At 64.7% G+C, this 17,374-nt stretch carries 13 protein-coding genes; 10 read left to right on the top strand and 3 right to left on the bottom strand.

What is annotated here, in order from left to right; all coding sequences use genetic code 11:
• Positions 1–29: 29 nt before the first annotated feature.
• Entirely contained in the window at positions 30–1,067 is a 1,038-nt protein-coding gene (locus JG743_RS09120) for a zinc-binding dehydrogenase (protein ID WP_202299728.1), read from the top strand.
• A gap of 35 nt (positions 1,068–1,102) precedes the next feature.
• On the opposite strand, the gene JG743_RS09125 is transcribed toward JG743_RS09120, so the two are convergent.
• The 3 genes from JG743_RS09125 to JG743_RS09135 all read right to left on the bottom strand — a co-directional run bounded on the left by JG743_RS09125 (position 1,103) and on the right by JG743_RS09135 (position 6,379).
• The gene (locus JG743_RS09125; protein ID WP_202299730.1) at positions 1,103–4,231 is read right to left on the bottom strand and encodes an efflux RND transporter permease subunit; all 3,129 of its coding nucleotides are present in this window, start codon (positions 4,229–4,231) and stop codon (positions 1,103–1,105) included.
• On the bottom strand, positions 4,228–5,391 hold the full coding sequence (locus JG743_RS09130; protein ID WP_202299732.1) for an efflux RND transporter periplasmic adaptor subunit: 1,164 nt from the start codon (positions 5,389–5,391) through the stop codon (positions 4,228–4,230). Before JG743_RS09130 ends, JG743_RS09125 begins: the two co-directional genes overlap by 4 nt.
• A gap of 157 nt (positions 5,392–5,548) precedes the next feature.
• On the bottom strand, positions 5,549–6,379 hold the full coding sequence (locus JG743_RS09135; protein ID WP_202299734.1) for a MurR/RpiR family transcriptional regulator: 831 nt from the start codon (positions 6,377–6,379) through the stop codon (positions 5,549–5,551).
• 148 nt (positions 6,380–6,527) lie between these two features.
• On the opposite strand from JG743_RS09135, the gene JG743_RS09140 reads away from it, so the two are divergent.
• The 9 genes from JG743_RS09140 to JG743_RS09180 all read left to right on the top strand — a co-directional run bounded on the left by JG743_RS09140 (position 6,528) and on the right by JG743_RS09180 (position 17,329).
• Entirely contained in the window at positions 6,528–7,325 is a 798-nt protein-coding gene (locus JG743_RS09140; RefSeq protein WP_202299736.1) for an N-formylglutamate amidohydrolase, read from the top strand.
• A 40-nt stretch (positions 7,326–7,365) separates the two neighbouring features.
• Positions 7,366–8,922: an amino acid permease gene (locus JG743_RS09145; RefSeq protein WP_202299738.1), complete on the top strand. Its 1,557-nt coding sequence runs from the start codon at positions 7,366–7,368 to the stop codon at positions 8,920–8,922.
• Between the two features lie 87 nt (positions 8,923–9,009).
• The gene (locus JG743_RS09150) at positions 9,010–10,380 is read left to right on the top strand and encodes a glutamine synthetase family protein (RefSeq protein WP_202299740.1); all 1,371 of its coding nucleotides are present in this window, start codon (positions 9,010–9,012) and stop codon (positions 10,378–10,380) included.
• Between the two features lie 178 nt (positions 10,381–10,558).
• On the top strand, positions 10,559–11,947 hold the full coding sequence (locus JG743_RS09155) for an aldehyde dehydrogenase family protein (protein ID WP_202299742.1): 1,389 nt from the start codon (positions 10,559–10,561) through the stop codon (positions 11,945–11,947).
• A 17-nt stretch (positions 11,948–11,964) separates the two neighbouring features.
• Positions 11,965–13,137, top strand: coding sequence for an iron-containing alcohol dehydrogenase (locus tag JG743_RS09160; RefSeq protein WP_202299744.1), 1,173 nt, complete (start codon positions 11,965–11,967; stop codon positions 13,135–13,137).
• Positions 13,138–13,380: 243 nt separating this feature from the next.
• Positions 13,381–14,487, top strand: a complete 1,107-nt coding sequence (locus JG743_RS09165) for an ABC transporter substrate-binding protein (RefSeq protein WP_202299746.1) — start codon at positions 13,381–13,383, stop codon at positions 14,485–14,487.
• Positions 14,488–14,550: 63 nt separating this feature from the next.
• Positions 14,551–15,465 (top strand): ABC transporter permease, encoded by a 915-nt coding sequence (locus JG743_RS09170; protein WP_202299748.1) that lies wholly within the window; start codon positions 14,551–14,553, stop codon positions 15,463–15,465.
• Positions 15,462–16,253 carry an ABC transporter permease gene (locus JG743_RS09175; RefSeq protein ID WP_202299750.1) on the top strand — a complete coding sequence of 264 codons (792 nt, stop codon included), beginning with the start codon at positions 15,462–15,464 and terminating at the stop codon, positions 16,251–16,253. The genes JG743_RS09170 and JG743_RS09175 overlap by 4 nt, the downstream gene beginning before the upstream one ends.
• A gap of 11 nt (positions 16,254–16,264) precedes the next feature.
• The gene (locus JG743_RS09180; RefSeq protein WP_120014820.1) at positions 16,265–17,329 is read left to right on the top strand and encodes an ABC transporter ATP-binding protein; all 1,065 of its coding nucleotides are present in this window, start codon (positions 16,265–16,267) and stop codon (positions 17,327–17,329) included.
• Positions 17,330–17,374 lie beyond the last annotated feature (45 nt).

Raw genomic sequence — 17,374 nt, forward strand, 5'->3', positions numbered from 1 at the left:
ACAGTCTGCGACAAGCAAGGAGTATTCCCATGGCCGTTCCATCCGAGATGAAGGCGTTGCTGCTCACCGGCGACGGCTACACGAAGACGCCGTCCGGCAGCGCGCTGGAGGCGATGGAGCCTTATCTTGAACAAGGCACGATCGCAGTGCCGACCCCCGGACCCAGCCAGGTGCTGATCAAGGTCAGCCTGGCCTCGATCAACCCGTCCGACGTCGCCTTCATCAAGGGCCAATACGGCCAGCCGCGCGTCAAGGGCCGGCCAGCCGGCTTCGAGGGTGTCGGCACCGTGGCGGCGACCGGCGGCGAACCTTACGCAACAGGTCTGGGCGGCAAGCGCGTCGCCTTCGCCACCGGCCTGTCGAACTGGGGCGCCTGGGCCGACTACGCGGTCGCGGAAGCCGCGTCCTGCATCCCGCTGCTCGACACGGTGAAGGACGAGGATGGTGCTGCGATGATCGTCAACCCGCTGACCGCGCTCGCCATGTTCGATATCGTCAGGCAGGAGGGCGAGAAGGCCTTCATCATGACCGCCGGCGCCAGCCAACTCTGCAAGCTGATAGCGGGTCTGGCGAAGGAAGAGGGCTACAGGCCGATCGTCACCGTGCGCCGCGACGAGCAGATCCCGCTGCTCGAGGAGGCCGGCGCCGCCCATGTACTCAACGAGAAGGCGCCGGATTTCGAGGCCAGGCTGCGCGAGGTGATCAAGGCCGAGCAGCCGCGCATCTTCCTCGACGCCGTCACCGGGCCGCTAGCCTCGGCCATCTTCAACGCCATGCCGAAGCGTTCGCGCTGGATCGTCTACGGCCGGCTCGACGCGCAACCGACGGTGATCCGCGAGCCCGGCCAACTGATCTTCCAGCACAAGCATATCGAAGGCTTCTGGCTTGCCGAATGGATGCGCCAGTACCGCGACAGGATGGGCTCTGCGGTGATGGAGGCGCAAAAGCGCTTTTCCGACGGGCGCTGGTCTACGGATGTGACGGCGGTGGTGCCGCTGGGCGAGGCGATCGGTCGCGTGGCGGGGGAACTCGCCAAGCCGAATGGGAAGGTTTTCATCAAGCCATGAACCTTACCCTCCCCACAAGGGGGAGGGTAAGGGACCTACTCCGCCGGTTCGATATTGGTGTAGGCGGCTTCCTCGAGCTCGCGCTTCAGCCGGGCTTCCTCGTGCGTCTTTGGCGTGACGAAGCGGCCGAGCAGCAGATAGGCGACCGGGGTCAGGAACAGGGTCGAGACGGTGGCGAGGCCGAGCCCACCGACGATCACCCAGCCGAGCGCGATGCGCGCCTCGGCGCCGGCACCGGCGGCCAGCACCAGCGGCACGCCGCCGAGCACGGTGCAGATCATCGTCATCATCACCGGGCGGAGCCGAATGATGGAGGCCTGCTCGATCGCCTCGCGCACGCCGAGCCCGCGGTCACGCAGCTGGTTGGCGAACTCGACGATCAGAATGCCGTTCTTGGCCATGACGCCGACCAGCAGCACGAGGCCGATTTGGCTGTAGGCATTGAGGCTGGTGCCCGAAAGCAGGAGCGCGAAGATCGCGCAGGCGAGGCCCAGAGGCACCGTCGCCATGATGATGATGGCGCTGACGAAGCTTTCGAACTGGGCGGCGAGCACGAGGAGGATGATGACCAGCGCGAAGCCGAAGATGGTGATCATGGCGCTGTTGGTTTCGCCCAGCGTCGCGGCTTCCGCGAGTGGCAGGATGCGGCTGCCGGGCGGCAGAAGCGGCGTCGCGATCTCCTCGGCGTGGCTCAGTGCGTCGCCGAGCGCGAAGTCGCCCGACAGGTTCGAGGTGATGGCGACTGACGGCTGTTGCTGCTCGCGGGTCAGCGATGGCGGCACGGCGCGTTCGGTCAGCGTGGCGATGGTCGACATCGGCACGAAGCGGCCGTCGCCGGTCTTCAGGAAGATGTTTTCCAGGTCGGTCGGGTCGTTGATCGGATTGGTCGTCGAGACCAGCTTCACGCCGTAGCTGCGGTCGGCGATATAGACGTCGACGACGTCGTTGCCGTCGAGCATGGCCTGAAGCGTGGCGGCGAGCCCGGTGATGTCGATGCCGAGGTCGGAGGCGCGCTCGCGGTCGATGGCGACTGCAAGCTGCGGCTGCGTCGGGTCGACCGAGAGCCGTGGCGACTGGAAGCGCGGGTCCTTCTGCATCTCGGCGATGACCTTGACCGCCGCCTCGCCGAGCGCCTTGCGGTCGTTGCCGACCAGCGCGAACTGCAGGCCGTTGCCGGCGCCGCGGATGCCCAGGCTGTTGGGCTGCACGGGAAAGACGCGCACGCTCGGTACCTGCCTTGTCAACCGGCTGATCTCGGCCATGATCTCCTGCTGGCTGCGCGCGCGCTCATTCCACGGCGCCAGCGTCATCACCATGAAGCCTGAGTTGTAGGCGCCGTTCTGGCCGGCGTTTTCGAAGGTGCTGCGGATCTCGCCGGAATCGCGCAGCGGCTGGATCAGCCTTTCGATCTTCTGCATCTGCTCGGTGGTGTAGTCGAGGCTGACGCCTTGCGGCGCGTTGATGCGCAACAAGACGACGGCGCGGTCCTCGCTCGGCGTCAGCTCCTGGCGGATGGTGCCGAAGAGGGCGAAGGCGGTGCCGGCAAAGAGCAGCGCGACGAGGACCACAAGCCATGGCGCGCCGAGGCATGCATGCAGGCAGCGCCGGTAGGCCGCGTTCAGAGCGCCGCCGATGCGGGCGCCGATGCCCTTGCCGCCTTCATGGTGAAGCGAGGCGCTGGATAGCATGCGGGAGGCGAGCATCGGGCAAAGGGTGAGCGCCACCACGCAGGACAGAAGCACCGACATGGCAAGCACGAAGCCGAATTCGCGGAACAGGCCGCCGGTCTGGCCGGGCAGGAAGGAGATCGGCACGAAGACGGCGACGAGCGTCAGCGTGGTGGCGATGACGGCGAAGAAGACCTCCTGTGCGCCAAGCACGGCGGCGGCGCGCGGCCCCATGCCCTGGTTGCGCCGGCGCACGATGTTTTCGAGCACGACGATGGCGTCGTCGACGACGAGGCCGGTGGCCAGCACCAGCGCCAGCAGCGTCAGGATGTTGACCGAGAAGCCGGCGAGATAGATCGCGGCGATGGTGCCGATCATGGCGACCGGCATCGACAGGCCGGGGATCAGCGTCGCGCGCCAGTCGAGCAGGAAGGCGTAGATGACGATCAGCACGATCGAAACCGAGAGCGCCAGGGCGATCTCGACCTCGTGCACGGCACCGTTGACGAAGACGGCGTCGTCGCTGGTGACCTTGATTGACATGCCCTTGGGCAGGTTCTCCTGCAGCTTGGCGACGGCCGCCCTGACGCCGGTCGAGATGTCCAGCGTGTTCGATTCCGCCTGGCGGATGATGCCGAGACCGATGCCGGTCTTGCCGTCCGACCGCAACGCCGTCTGGCCGATGTCGGGACCGAGCGTGACGGTGGCGACGTCGCGGATGCGCGTCTTGCCGCCGATGATGATGTTCTCGAACTCCTCCGGCGTCGTCACGTCCGCAGTGGTGCGCACGATCAGGTCCTGGTTGGTCGTGGTGATGGAACCCGCCGGCGAATCGAAGGCGACCGAGGCGAGGGCCGCCCTCAAATCGGCGACGGTGAAGCCGTGGCTGGCGAGCTTGTTCTGGTCGACATCGATGCGGAAGATCTTGTCGCGGCCACCGGAAACTTGGACGTCGGCGACGCCCGGCACTGCGGCGAGCTCATCCTCGATCTGATCCTGGACGATCACCGTCATGTCCTGCACCGACATGGTGTCGGAGGTGACCGCCAGGCGCATCACCGGCTCGGAATTGGCATCGGCCTTGACGATGCGCGGCGTGTCGGCCGTATCCGGTATCTGGTTGGCGATGCGGCTGACGGCATCGCGCACATCGGAGGCGGCGACGTCGAGATCGACGCCGTCATTGAACTCGATGGTGACGCGGCTGTTGCCGAAGGAGGAGGTCGACGAGATCGACTTGACGCCGGAGACGCGGGCGACCGCGCCCTCGATCGTGTCGGTTAGCTCGCGGTCGACCGTTTCGGCGGCCGCTCCCTCGAAGGTCGTGCTGACGGTGATGACGGGCCGGTCGACATCCGGCAGCTCGCGGATCTCGACACCATAGAAGGCGGCGAGGCCGGCGACGGCGATCAGCGTGTTCAGCACCAGGGCCATGACCGGCCGGCGGATGAACAGCGCGGTGAAGCCGGTCTCGCTGGCACCGTTGACGGCGGTCATGTGCCGTCCGCTTCGGCGGCGCGCTGCTGCTCACCGGCTATGCGGACCTCGCCGCCCTCGCTGACGCTCTGGGTGCCTTCGGTCACCACCATGTCGCCGCTGACGATCGGGGCGTCGATCAGCACCGTCTCGGTGTTGCGCTGGATGATGCGCACCGGCACGCGCCTGGCCTTGCCGTCTTCGATCGCCCAGACATAGGCGCCGTCGGAGCCCCACAGGATGGCCAGCGGGCTGACCGCCGGATAGGAGTCGCCCGGGAATTTCATGCTGATCTGGAATGACATGCCGGCGCGCAGCGAATCCGCCGGGTTGGCGATCGTCGCCTTGACCAGCAGCGTGCGGCTGGCCTCGTCGATATGGTTGTCGATCGCCGAGACCGTTCCGGTATAGGCCTGGCTCGGATTGGCGATCGGCGTCGCCGACAGTTGCGCGCCGACCTTGACGGCGGCGGCGAAGCGTTCCGGCACGAGGAAGTCGACCAGGATCGAGGAGCGGTCGTCGAGCGTGGCGATCGCCGACTGGCTGGTCACGTAGTTGCCGGCCGAAATCGGCAGGATGCCGACCGTGCCCGCTATCGGCGCCACGATGGAGCGGCGCTGCAGGGCGAGTTCGGCGTCGCGCAGCGCCAGCTTGGCGTTGGCCAGCGCCACCTCGGCATCGGCGACGGCGACCGGCGTCGCCGCGTTGGAGGCCCTCAGCGACTTGACCCGGTCGAGCTTGGCCTGGGCGTCCTGCAGGCCGACCTTGGCACGGTCCTCGGCAATCACCTCGGTATCGGAATCGAGGGTGGCGATGACCTGGCCCTTGTCGACATGAGCGCCGGAGGCGACCAGGAATTCGACGAGACGGCCGGAGGAGTAGGGATTGACCGTCACCGAGGCGTTGGCGCGGCCGGTGCCGATCGCCTGCAGGCGGTCGTTGATGGTGGCCATGCTCGCCGGCAGGGCGACGACAATCGCCGGCCGGCCGGCGGCGCCGCGCCCGCTTGCCTGCTTTGCCGCGTCGATCGCGCCAGTCGTCACCGCCGGCGTGGCGGCATCGGCCCATTCGATACCCCAGCGTGCCAGCACCGCCGGCGCGCCCGGGGAAAAGCGGACCCAGGCGGCAGCCGCGGCCACCAGGACCACAAGCGCAAGAACAATCTGTTTCCAGGCGGCCATCGGCACTCCGGTTGGCAAAACGTCTGCCGGGTTCCGGGTGGAAGCGGCGCGCCGACGATACGGACCGGCGGCCACGTCAACCCCCGTTGTGACCGGTTATCGCAATTATCACGCAATCGTGCACATTAAATCTGCGTAACGTGACGCCAAACGAAAGCTAGCGCAGGCCTTCCAGCTCGCGGATGCGCTTGGCGCCGTCGGCCTCGAGCTGCCTGGTGACGGCGCCGATCAGCGTCTCGGCGACGACGAACAGGGCGGCCGAGGAATCCCAGGCCGAGGGCACGGCGGTGCGTCCGGCAATGACGTGACGGGCGAAGCGGGCGATCGGCGACAGCCACTGGTCGGTGAACAGCACGATCTGGACGCCGCGCTGATGCGCCGTCTCGGCAAAGCGCACCAGGCTGTCCTGGTAGCGCCGGATGTCGAAGATCACCAGCACGTCGCGCTTGCCCATGTCGATCAGCCGGTCGCGCCAGATGCTTTCCTGTCCGGCGAGGTGGTAGACGTCCGGCTGGACGATGGCGAGGTGGGCGGCCATATAGCGCGCCAGCGGATCGGTGAAACGCCCCCCGATCAGGAAGGTCTTGCCGCGCCGCGCGGCGAGCATGGCCCCGATGTCGGCAAGCTGCTTCTCGGACAGGTGCCTGAAGGTCTCGCGCATGTTCTCGAGCGTCGCCTCCAGCATCGGCGACACCGCGCCGCCGCTGCCGGGCGAGGCCGGGTTGAGCGTGCGCGACGCCGGCGACTGCAATTGCGCCGCCAGTTCGTCCTGCAGCGCCGACTGGAATTCCGGATAGTTCTGGAAGCCGAGACGGGCGACGAAACGCAGGATCGTCGGCGAGGATACACCGGCGGCGGCCGAGAACTCGGCGACCGTCTTCAATCCGATCAGCGGATAGTTGGCGATCAGCGTCTGCGCCGCTCGCCGCTCGCCGGCCGGCATCGTGCCGATGCGGTCAGAAATCAGTTCGGCGATGCTGGAGATCATCGTTTTCCCCCATCTATTGGCCCGGTCGACGCCGTTCCCCGAAATCGCGTTTGACAAAGCCGGACAAACTGTATGAAATCATCCGCAAGGGCGCAATGACACAAAATACGTAACATACGGTACAGCGCTCTCCAGGGGACGACGGACTATGGAGACAGCACGGCCCGCCAGCCATGCAGAGTCTGAAACCGTGAGGGTCAGCAACCCCGGCGGATCGAGCCCATTTGTGCTGACTTGCGACCACGCCTCCAACTTCCTGCCCGCCGAATTCGGCACGCTTGGCCTGCCCGCCGAGGACCTTTCCCGCCATATCGCCTGGGATCCCGGCGCGCTGCCGGTCGCTCACCGCATGGCCGCCGCGCTCGACGCCACGCTGGTCGAGACCGGCATCTCGCGCCTCGTCATCGACTGCAACCGGCCGCTCGACGCGCCGGACCTCGTGCCGCCAATCAGCGAGACCACGATCATTCCCGGCAATGCCGGCCTGTCGGACAAGCAGCGCGAACGGCGCATCGATCTGTCGTGGCGCCCGTTCCACGACACGATCGCGCGCATCATCGACGGTAGGCTGGCGCGCGGGCAGGAGACGCGGTTGGTGTCGGTTCATTCCTTCACGCCGGTCTACAAGGGCAAGAGCCGGCCCTGGCATATCGGCATCATCCATGACGAGGACCGCCGGCTGGCGGCACCCCTGATATCAGCGCTGCAGCGGCTCGCCGGCGTCACCGTCGGCGTCAACGAACCCTATTCGCCGGCCGACCGCGTCTATTTCACGCTGGAACGGCACGCGCGCTCGCGCGGCCTTGCCTGCGTGATGATCGAGATCCGCAACGATGAAATCTCCGGCGAGACCGGGCAGCGGAGATGGGCGGATCTGCTCACCGGCATTTTTTCCAATCTGGAGCCCGAGGAGGCCAGCGGCTCCCGACAACGCGCAGTGGGATAGTCAGTACAATCGGCCAGCTAAGAAATTAAGGGGACTTCACATGGCAGACTACTCGGACGTCGACAAGCATGAGGACCTAAAGGTCCTTCACGGAATGGGCTATGCCCAGGAACTGTCGCGAAGCATGAGCCGCTTCTCGAACTTCGCGATCTCATTCTCGATCATCTGCATCCTGTCGGGCGGCATCAATTCGTTCGCGCAAGCCACCTCGTCCATCGGCGGCGCCGGCGCCGGCATCGGCTGGATTGTCGGCTGTGCCGTTTCCGGGTTCTTCGCTCTCGCGATGGCACAGATCGCCTCGGCGTTTCCGACCGCCGGCGGCCTCTATCACTGGTCGTCGATCCTCGGTAACCGTTTCACCGGCTGGCTGACCGCCTGGCTCAACCTGCTTGGCCTTATCACCGTGCTCGGCGCCATCAACATCGGCACCGCGTTCTTCTTCGTCGGCACGTTCGGCAGCTGGTTCGGCATCACCGGCACGCCTGGCGAGATCGTCGGGTTCGTTGCCTTCATCACCGTGCTTCAGGCGCTCTGCAATCACTTCGGCATCAAGCTTACCGCCATGCTGACGGATGCCTCCGGCTTCCTGATCCTCGGCGCAACGGCGGTGCTGATCGTGGCTTGCCTGGTGTTTGCTCCGGCAATCGACGTCACCCGGTTGTGGACGTTCACCAACTACTCGGGCGACGCGGGCGGCGGGGTTTTCCCGCAGACCGACTCCATGACCTACCTCTTCCTGCTCTGCCTGCTGCTGCCGGTCTACACGATCACCGGCTATGACGCGTCGGCGCATACGTCGGAAGAGACGCTCAAGGCCGCACACTCGGTTCCGCGAGCGATCGTTTCGTCCGTGCTCTGGTCGTCGCTGATTGGATGGGTCATGCTTTGCGCCATCGTGCTGGCGATCCCGGACCTCGCGGCCGGCGCCAAGCAGGGTTGGAGTGTCTTCTTCTCGACCATGGACGCAATCCTGCCCGTGTGGCTGAAGGAACTGCTCTATTTCGCCATCCTGATCTCGCAGTTCCTCTGCGGTCTGGCCACGGTGACCTCGGCTTCTCGCATGCTGTTTGCCTTCTCTCGCGATGGCGGCATGCCGGTCGGGTCAGCCGGACTCGCCAAAGTCAGCCCAACCTGGCGGACGCCGGTCAACGCCATCTGGACCGCCGCGATCCTCGAGATTATCTACGTCTTCCTTGCCCAGTTCATCTCGATCGGGGGCACCAACATCTACACCATCGTCGTCAACTCGACGCTGGTCTTCCTGTTCCTGTCATTCACGGTCCCGATCGTGCTCGGCATGCTCACTTTCGGAACGGCGAAGTGGCCGAACCCCGGCCCGTGGAATCTCGGCGCCGGCCTGTTCAAGCTGTTCTGCGCCCTGTCGGTCATCGGCATGGCGATCATCTTCTACATCGCCATCCAGCCGCCGAACGACAAGGTGCTCTACATCACCATTGGCTTCCTTGTGCTGACTGCGGTGCTTTGGTTCGGTTTCGAGAACCGTCGCTTCCAGGGCCCGCCGATCGGCGACCAGATCGCGGCACGCCAGGCAGCGATCAAGGCAGCCGAACAGGCGGTCGGCGAAACCGGCAACTGACGTCTATTTTCATGGCCATGGCCGGCCTCGCGCCGGCCATGGCTGCGTTTATGCCTCTCAACGACCAAGCGCTGGAGTGCCAAAGGAATGGCCGGAAATTTCTCGTTCGATCAGTTGAAGAAAGCGGTCTCCAATGGCGAGATCGACACGGTACTGGCCTGTATCGTCGACATGCAGGGCCGGCTCGCGGGAAAGCGGTTCCTGGCCCAGTACTTCGTCGATTCCGCGCATGGCGAGACGCATGGCTGCAACTATCTGCTCGCCTGCGACATCGATATGGAGCCGGTGCCGGGTTACAAGGCGGCGAGCTGGTCGAAGGGCTATGGCGACTTCGTCATGAAGCCCGACCTTTCGACGCTGCGTCGCATTCCCTGGCTGGAAAAGACAGCGCTGGTGATCTGCGATGTGCTCGACCACCACGACCATGAGGACCTCGCGCATTCGCCGCGCGCCATTCTGAAGAAGCAGGTCAAGCGGCTGAGCGAACGCGGCTATATCGGCTACTTTGCGTCCGAGCTCGAGTTCTACCTGTTCAACGAGACATACGATTCCGCCCGCAAGAAGCACTGGCAGGGCCTCGACTCAGCCTCGCCCTATATCGGCGACTACCAGATCGGCATCACCACCAAGGAAGAAGGCGTCATGCGCCGGCTTCGCAACGAGATGGAAGCCGCCGGCATTCCGATCGAGAACTCCAAGGGCGAGTGGGGTCCCGGCCAGGAAGAGATCAATGTGCGCTATGCCGAGGCGCTCGACATGGCTGACCGCCACGTCATCTTGAAGAACGGCGCCAAGGAGATCGCCGATTCCGAAGGCAAGTCGATCTCCTTCATGGCCAAGTACAATTACGGGCTCGCCGGCAACTCCAGCCACATCCACAATTCGCTGTGGAGCGCCGACGGCAAGACGCCGCTGTTCTTCGACAAGAAGTCGGAGTGGACGCTGTCCACGCTCGGCCAGCAATGGGCGGCCGGTCAGCTCAAATACGCCAAGGAGTTCACCTGGTTCCTGGCGCCCTACATCAACTCCTACAAGCGCTTCCAGGCCGGCACGTTCGCGCCGACCAAGATCATGTGGAGCGAGGACAACCGCACCGCCGGCTTCCGCCTGTGCGGCGAGGGCACCAAGGGCATCCGCATGGAGTGCCGCATCGGCGGCGCGGACCTCAACCCCTATCTCGCCTTCGCCGCGCTGATCGCGTCGGGCCTTGCCGGCATCGACGAGAAGCTGGAACTGCAGAAGCCGTTCGTCGGCGACGCCTACCAGGCCTCGCGCCTGCCGGAGATCCCAAAGACGCTGCGCGACGCCACCGAGACGCTGTCGAAGTCGAAGATGCTGAAGCAGGCCTTCGGCGAGGACGTGATCGAGCACTACGTGCACACCGCTCGCTGGGAGCAGTTCGAATACGACCGCCGCATTACGGACTGGGAACTGCACAGGGGGTTCGAGCGGTACTAGACTGGCTGCAGCGGCGGCGGCGCGCTTCACCTTTGCCCTCTCCGATGCGAACGCGGAGAGGGGGGAACTGCCGCCGAAGTTTCGTCCTTTCCCCGTTTGGGAGGAAGTGCCGGCAGGCGGACGAGCGGTGACGCCAACCGACAGAATTTCGATTGTAACAAGTGCGAGGACTGAAAGAATGACCGAAACGGTCAAACTCAAATCACCCATCGATGGCTCGATCTATGCCGAGCGGCCGGTCGCCACCGATCATGCGATCAATGCCGCCGTCGAGCGCGCCAAGGCGGCGCAGGAGAAGTGGGCCGAAACGCCGGTCGTCGAGCGCGGCAAGTACATGCTGGCGATGCTGGAAGCACTGGTCGCCATGACCGACGAGATCGTGCCGGAGATCGCCTGGCAGATGGGGCGCCCGGTGCGCTATGGCGGCGAATTCGGCGGCGTCAAGGAACGCGTCAACTACATGGTTGAGATCGCCGAGCAGGCGCTGAAGCCGGTCATGGCCTCCAACCCGAAGGACGGCTTCCGCCGCTATGTGAAGAAGGTGCCGCTCGGCGTCGTCATGGTCGTCGCGCCGTGGAACTACCCCTATCTCACCGCCGTCAACACCATCGTGCCGGCGCTGATGGCCGGCAGCGCCGTCATCCTCAAGCATGCCGCGCAGACGCTGCTGGTCGGCGAGCGCTTCCAGCAGGCCTTCGACAAGGCCGGGCTGCCCAAGGGCCTGTTCCAGAACCTTGTCCTGAACCACGGCCAGACCGAGAAGCTGCTCGGCTCCGGCAAGATCGACCATGTCAACTTCACCGGCTCGGTCGCCGGCGGGCGCGCCATCGAGAAGGCGGCGGCCGGCACCTTCATGAGCCTCGGCCTCGAGCTCGGCGGCAAGGACCCGGCCTATGTGTTGCCCGACGCCAAGATGGATCATGCGGTCGCCAATCTGGTCGACGGCGCCTTCTTCAATTCCGGCCAGTGCTGCTGCGGCATCGAGCGCGTCTATGTGCACGAGAAGGTCTATGACGAGTTCGTCGAAGGCTTCATCGCCGAGACCAGGAACTATGTCGTCGGCAATCCGCTGGAGCAGGCGACCACGATGGGGCCGATGGCGCAGGCGCGCTTCGCCGACCTGATCCGCGAGCAGAAGGCCGAGGCGCTGCGCAAGGGTGCCGCCGCGCACATCAACATGAAGGTCGAGAACGACAAGCCGGGCTCGCCCTATCTTGCGCCGGAAGTGCTGACCAATGTCGACCACCAGATGAGCGTCATGCGCGAGGAAAGCTTCGGGCCGATCGTCGGCATCATGAAGGTGCGCAACGATGAGGAGGCGATCGCGCTGATGAATGACAGCCCCTATGGGCTGACGGCCTCGATCTGGACGCACGATACCGAGCGCGCTGTCGCGATCGGCGATCGCGTCGAGACCGGCACCGTGTTCATGAACCGCTGCGACTACCTCGATCCGGCGCTGGTCTGGACCGGAGTCAAGGACACCGGCAAGGGCGCGGCGCTTTCGGCCATCGGCTACGACAATCTGACCCGGCCGAAATCCTATCACCTGCGCGAAGCAATCTGACTTTCGAAAGACAAGCCATGTCCAAGCTGATCTCCAAATGGAACTACCCGACCACCGTCCGCTTCGGCGCCGGCCGTATCAAGGAATTGCCCGACGTGCTGGCCGCCGCCGGCATCGAACGGCCGCTCTTCGTCACCGATCCGGGCCTGGCCAAGCTGCCGGTCGTCGCTTCGACGCTCAAGATCCTCGACGACGCCAAGGTGCCCTATGGCGTGTTTTCCGAGGTGAAGCCCAATCCGGTCGATTCCAATCTCACCGCCGGCATCGCGGTGTTCAAGAAGGGCAAGCATGACGGCGTCATCGCCTTCGGCGGCGGTTCGGCGCTCGACCTCGGCAAGCTGATCGCCTTCCAGGCCGGGCAAACGCGGCCGGTGTGGGATTTCGAGGATGTTGGCGACTGGTGGACCAGGGCCAATTCGGACGCAATTGCGCCGATCATCGCGGTGCCAACCACGGCCGGCACCGGCTCGGAAGTCGGCCGCGCCGGCGTCATCACCAACGAGGCGACCCACACCAAGAAGGTCATCTTCCACCCGAAGCTGTTGCCGGCCATCGTGATTGCCGATCCGGAACTGTCTGTCGGCATGCCGGGCTTCATCACCGCCGGCACCGGCATGGACGCGCTTGCCCACTGCCTCGAGGCCTATTGCGCGCCGGGGTACCATCCGATGGCCGACGGCATCGCCGTGGAGGGCATAAGGCTGGTGTTCGAGAACCTGCCCAAGGCCTTCGCCAACGGCAAGGATCTCGTCGCCCGCGCGCATATGATGAGCGCCGCGGCGATGGGCGCAGCCGCGTTCCAGAAGGGGCTCGGCGCCATCCACTCGCTGTCGCATCCGATCGGCGCGCTCTACGACACCCATCACGGCATGACCAATGCGGTGTTCATGCCCTATGTGCTGGCGTTCAACCGCGACGCCATCGACGAACGCATTGCCCGGCTCGCCGCCTATTGCGGCATCAAGGGCGGCTTCGACGGCTTCGCCAAGGCGATCATCAAGCTGCGCAAGGATCTGAAGGTGCCGCATGCGCTGCCGGGCCTGATCAAAGGCCTCGACATGGACAAGAAGCGCAAGGGACTGATCGCCGACATGGCGGTGGTCGATCCGACCGCCGGCGGCAACCCGGTCAAGCTGACCAAGAAGGCAGCACTGACGCTGCTCGAGAATGCCATAGCCGGCGCTGTCTGAAACTGATTTCGGGCGCCGGAATTTGATCCGGGAAACGAGGGGAAAGGAAAGGGGAAGGGCGAAAGACAAGGCGGGAAATGATTAGCCGGAAAAAGAATCGCGGGGCGATTGCTACACCCGGTTAAAAAGAGTTTACTTTTTCGTACTGCGCGTGCTGGTTTCACAAAGCTTTCATCTGGCTGTCACACGAAAACGATACCGCATCGCAGGCGTCCACAGGCGTCAGTTCAACGGAGAGAACACATGTTCAAATTCACGGGGAAAGTGCTTTCCCTTTCGGCCGCGACCCTGATGGTGTCGTCGGTGATTTCGTCCGCGGCTTCGCTGGATGAACTCGTCAAGGCGGCCAAGGCGGAGGGCGAGCTCACCACCATCGCGCTGCCGCATGACTGGTGCGGTTACGGCGCCGTCATCGACGGCTTCAAGGCGAAGTATCCGGAAATCAAGATCAACGAACTCAATCCGGATGCCGGCTCGGGCGACGAGATCGAGGCGATCAAGGCCAACAAGGACAACAAGGGCCCGCAGGCGCCCGACGTGGTCGACGTCGGCCTTTCGTTCGGCCCGTCGGCAAAGGCTGATGGCCTGATCCAGCCCTACAAGGTGTCGACCTGGGACTCGATCCCTGACAGCGCCAAGGATGCTGATGGCTTCTGGACCGGCGACTACTACGGCGTGCTGTCCTTCCTGGTGAACAAGGACCTGGTCAAGGAAGCTCCGGCCGACTGGGCCGATCTCTTGAAGGCAGACTATGCCAACACGGTTGCGCTTGCCGGTGACCCGCGCGCCTCGAACCAGGCCATCCAGGCCGTCTACGCCGCCGGACTTTCCGGTGGCGCGGCTGCTGGTGAAGCCGCTGGCACCGCCGGCCTCGACTTCTTCAAGAAGCTCAATGCCGCCGGCAATTTCGTGCCGGTCATCGGCAAGCCGGCGACGCTCGCCCAGGGCCAGACTCCGATCCTGGTCACCTGGGACTACAACGCGCTTGCCGGCCGCGACACGCTGAAGGGCAATCCGCCGGTCGACGTCGTGGTGCCGAAGACGGGCGTCGTCGCCGGCGTCTACGTGCAGGCGATCAGCGCCTACGCGCCGCACCCGAATGCCGCCAAGCTGTGGCTTGAGTATCTCTACTCCGACGAAGGCCAGGTCGGCTGGCTGAAGGGCTATTGCCATCCGATCCGCTTCAACGACCTCGCCAAGAACGGCAAGCTCCCGGCCGATGTGATGGCCAAGCTGCCGCCGGCCGAGGCCTATGCGTCGGCCGTGTTCCCGACCCTCGACGAACAGGGCAAGGCCAAGGAAGCCATCACCAAGAACTGGGACGCCGTTGTCGGCGCCAACGTCAAGTAGCACAATGGTATCGGCCGGGCGGCCCTTGGTCGCCCGGCTCTACTCAAAGACGGTAGCCGGCGCATGACCGATGTCTCGCTTTCCAACCAGGCCATCGCGGGAAAGACCGCGCCACCCGCCGAGGCGCGAAGCCTGAGGCTGCCGACGCAGTGGCTCGGCGTTGCGCCGTTCTTCGTCTTCGCGATCATGTTCCTGATCCTGCCCACGCTCTACCTAATGCTGGGCGCCTTCCAGAACGATGCCGGTGAGTTCACCCTCGAAAATATCGCGGCCCTGGCGCAGCCATCGATCGTTGCCGCGTACTGGATCTCGATCAAGGTCAGCCTTGCCTCGGCGCTGATTGGCGCCTTCGCCGGCCTCGCCATCGCCATCGCCATCGTGCGCGGCGGCCTGCCGGACTGGATACGCTCGGCGACGCTGACCTTCTCCGGCGTGGCCTCCAACTTCGCCGGCGTGCCGCTGGCTTTCGCCTTCCTCGCCACGCTGGGCCGGCTCGGGCTTGCCACCGTCATCCTGAACACCGTGTTCGGCCTCAACATCTACGCACACGGCTTCAACATCCTGTCGTTCTGGGGCCTCACTCTCACCTATGTCTATTTCCAGATTCCGCTGATGGTGGTCATCATCACGCCGGCCATCGACGGGCTGAAGAAGGAATGGGGCGAAGCCGCCGCGACGCTTGGCGCGACCACGGCGCAGTATTGGCGCATGGTGGTCATCCCGGTGATCTGGCCGAGCTTCCTCGGCACCGTCATCCTGCTCTTCGCCAACGCCTTTGGTGCCATCGCCACCGCCTATGCGCTGACCGGTTCTTCGCTCAACATCGTGCCGATCCTGCTCTACGCTCAGATCCGTGGCGACGTGCTGCACAATGCGCATCTCGGCTATGCGATCGCTTTCGGCATGATCGTCATCACCGGTCTGGCCAATGTGTTCTACATCTGGTTCCGGACGCGTTCCGAGAGGTGGCTCAAATGAAGTCCGGCAGATTCTGGGCCTGGATCGTCTTCATCCTCGGCGCGGCCTATTTCTTCATTCCGCTGATCGCGACCGTCGAATTCTCCATGCGCATGCGGCGCGGCGCCTATTCCTTCGACGCCTATCAGATCGTGCTTGGCGACGAACGTTTCCAGGCCACATTCATGTATTCGGTGATCGCCGCGATCTTCACCATCGTGCTCGGCGTGCTGATCGTGGTGCCGGCTGCCTACTGGATCCGTTTGCGGCTGCCGCAGATCAGGCCGGTCGTCGAGTTCATCACGCTCTTGCCGCTGGTCATTCCGGCCATCGTCATCGTCTTCGGCTACATCAGGATGTACGGCTCCAACTCGCCGCTGCCCTTCCTGGCCAGCGATTCCGGCACCAATGCCTTGCTGGTGATCGGCTATGCGACACTGGCGCTGCCTTACATGTACCGGGCTGTCGACACCGGGCTTCGCACCATCGACGTCAGGACGCTGACGGAAGCAGCGCAGATCCTCGGCGCCGGCTGGGGGACGATCATAACCCGCGTCATCCTGCCCAACGTGCTGATCGCAGTGCTGTCGGGCGCCTTCCTGACCTTCGCCATCGTCATCGGCGAATTCACCATGGCAAGCCTACTCAACCGGCCGGCCTTTGGTCCGTACCTGCAGAACATCGGCGCCAACCGCGCTTATGAGCCGGCGGCGCTTGCCATCATCGCCTTCGCCATCACCTGGGGCTGCATGTCGCTGATCCAGATCTTGTCCCGCTTCGCGCCGAAATCGGCGAACCGCCCGAACTGAAAGTCAAAGCCATGGCCGAGCCGTTCCTCTCCATCCAGCATGTGCGAAAGTCCTTCGGCGCTACGACCGTGGTGCAGGACTTCAACCTCGACGTCGAGCCGGGCGAGTTCGTCTCCTTCCTCGGGCCATCGGGCTGCGGCAAGACGACGGTGCTGCGCATGGTCGCCGGCTTTGAGGAGCCTTCGGCCGGCAAGATCGTCGTGGCCGGCAAGGACATTACGCGGCTGAAGCCAAACCAGCGCAATGTCGGCATGGTGTTCCAGGCCTATGCGCTGTTCCCGAACCTGACGGTGGCACAGAACATCGCCTTCGGGCTGAAGGTGGCAGGCATGCCCAAGGCCGACGCCGACAGGCGCGTCGCCGAGATGCTCGACATCATCAAGCTGCCGCAGATGGGCGACCGCTATCCTTACCAGCTCTCCGGCGGCCAGCAGCAGCGCATCGCGCTGGCGCGCGCCATCGCGCCGAAGCCCAAGCTGCTCCTTCTCGACGAACCGCTGTCGGCGCTCGACGCCAAGGTGCGCGTGTCGCTGCGCGAGGAAATCCGTTCGATCCAGAAGAAGCTCGGCATCACCACCATCTTCGTCACCCATGACCAGGAAGAGGCGCTGTCGATCTCGGATCGGATTGCCGTGATGTATGGCGGCAAGGCCGAGCAGGTCGGCACACCGTTCGAGATCTACAACCGTCCGGCGACGAAGTTCGTCGCCAATTTCGTCGGCACACTGAATGTGCTGGAAGGCACGGTGACCGATGCCGCATCCGGCACGGTGCGCGTCAACTCGCAGGAGGTCGCTCTCAAGGGCAAGCTGAACGGGTCGAAATCGGGCGACACGCTGTCGCTGGCGCTGCGGCCCGAGGCGATTTCGCTCGGCCGCCAGCCCGGTCGCGATTCCAGCCTTTCGGGCGAGATCGCCGAGGTCCACTTCCTCGGCTCGGTCATCCGGGTTCGTGTCGGCATCGGTGGCAGCACGGTCTCGCTCGACACGTTCAACAGCCCGGCCACACCGCCGCCCGCCGTCGGCGAAAAGGCCGAGATCTCCTTCTCGTCCGGCGACATGCTGGTCCTGCACTGAACTCGCCTGGCAGCGGCTTCACGACGGGGGTTTGAAAGGTAGCGT

Origin of the sequence: Mesorhizobium sp. 131-2-1 (assembly GCF_016756535.1) — a bacterium.
GTDB lineage: Bacteria > Pseudomonadota > Alphaproteobacteria > Rhizobiales > Rhizobiaceae > Mesorhizobium.

Bases quoted from the DNA above. Each gene is read 5' to 3' on its own strand.
- JG743_RS09120 (WP_202299728.1), top strand. From the start codon at position 30: ATGGCCGTTCCATCCGAGATGAAGGCGTTGCTGCTCACCGGCGACGGC.
- JG743_RS09125 (WP_202299730.1), bottom strand. From the start codon at position 4,231: ATGACCGCCGTCAACGGTGCCAGCGAGACCGGCTTCACCGCGCTGTTC.
- JG743_RS09130 (WP_202299732.1), bottom strand. From the start codon at position 5,391: ATGGCCGCCTGGAAACAGATTGTTCTTGCGCTTGTGGTCCTGGTGGCC.
- JG743_RS09135 (WP_202299734.1), bottom strand. From the start codon at position 6,379: ATGATCTCCAGCATCGCCGAACTGATTTCTGACCGCATCGGCACGATG.
- JG743_RS09140 (WP_202299736.1), top strand. From the start codon at position 6,528: ATGGAGACAGCACGGCCCGCCAGCCATGCAGAGTCTGAAACCGTGAGG.
- JG743_RS09145 (WP_202299738.1), top strand. From the start codon at position 7,366: ATGGCAGACTACTCGGACGTCGACAAGCATGAGGACCTAAAGGTCCTT.
- JG743_RS09150 (WP_202299740.1), top strand. From the start codon at position 9,010: ATGGCCGGAAATTTCTCGTTCGATCAGTTGAAGAAAGCGGTCTCCAAT.
- JG743_RS09155 (WP_202299742.1), top strand. From the start codon at position 10,559: ATGACCGAAACGGTCAAACTCAAATCACCCATCGATGGCTCGATCTAT.
- JG743_RS09160 (WP_202299744.1), top strand. From the start codon at position 11,965: ATGTCCAAGCTGATCTCCAAATGGAACTACCCGACCACCGTCCGCTTC.
- JG743_RS09165 (WP_202299746.1), top strand. From the start codon at position 13,381: ATGTTCAAATTCACGGGGAAAGTGCTTTCCCTTTCGGCCGCGACCCTG.
- JG743_RS09170 (WP_202299748.1), top strand. From the start codon at position 14,551: ATGACCGATGTCTCGCTTTCCAACCAGGCCATCGCGGGAAAGACCGCG.
- JG743_RS09175 (WP_202299750.1), top strand. From the start codon at position 15,462: ATGAAGTCCGGCAGATTCTGGGCCTGGATCGTCTTCATCCTCGGCGCG.
- JG743_RS09180 (WP_120014820.1), top strand. From the start codon at position 16,265: ATGGCCGAGCCGTTCCTCTCCATCCAGCATGTGCGAAAGTCCTTCGGC.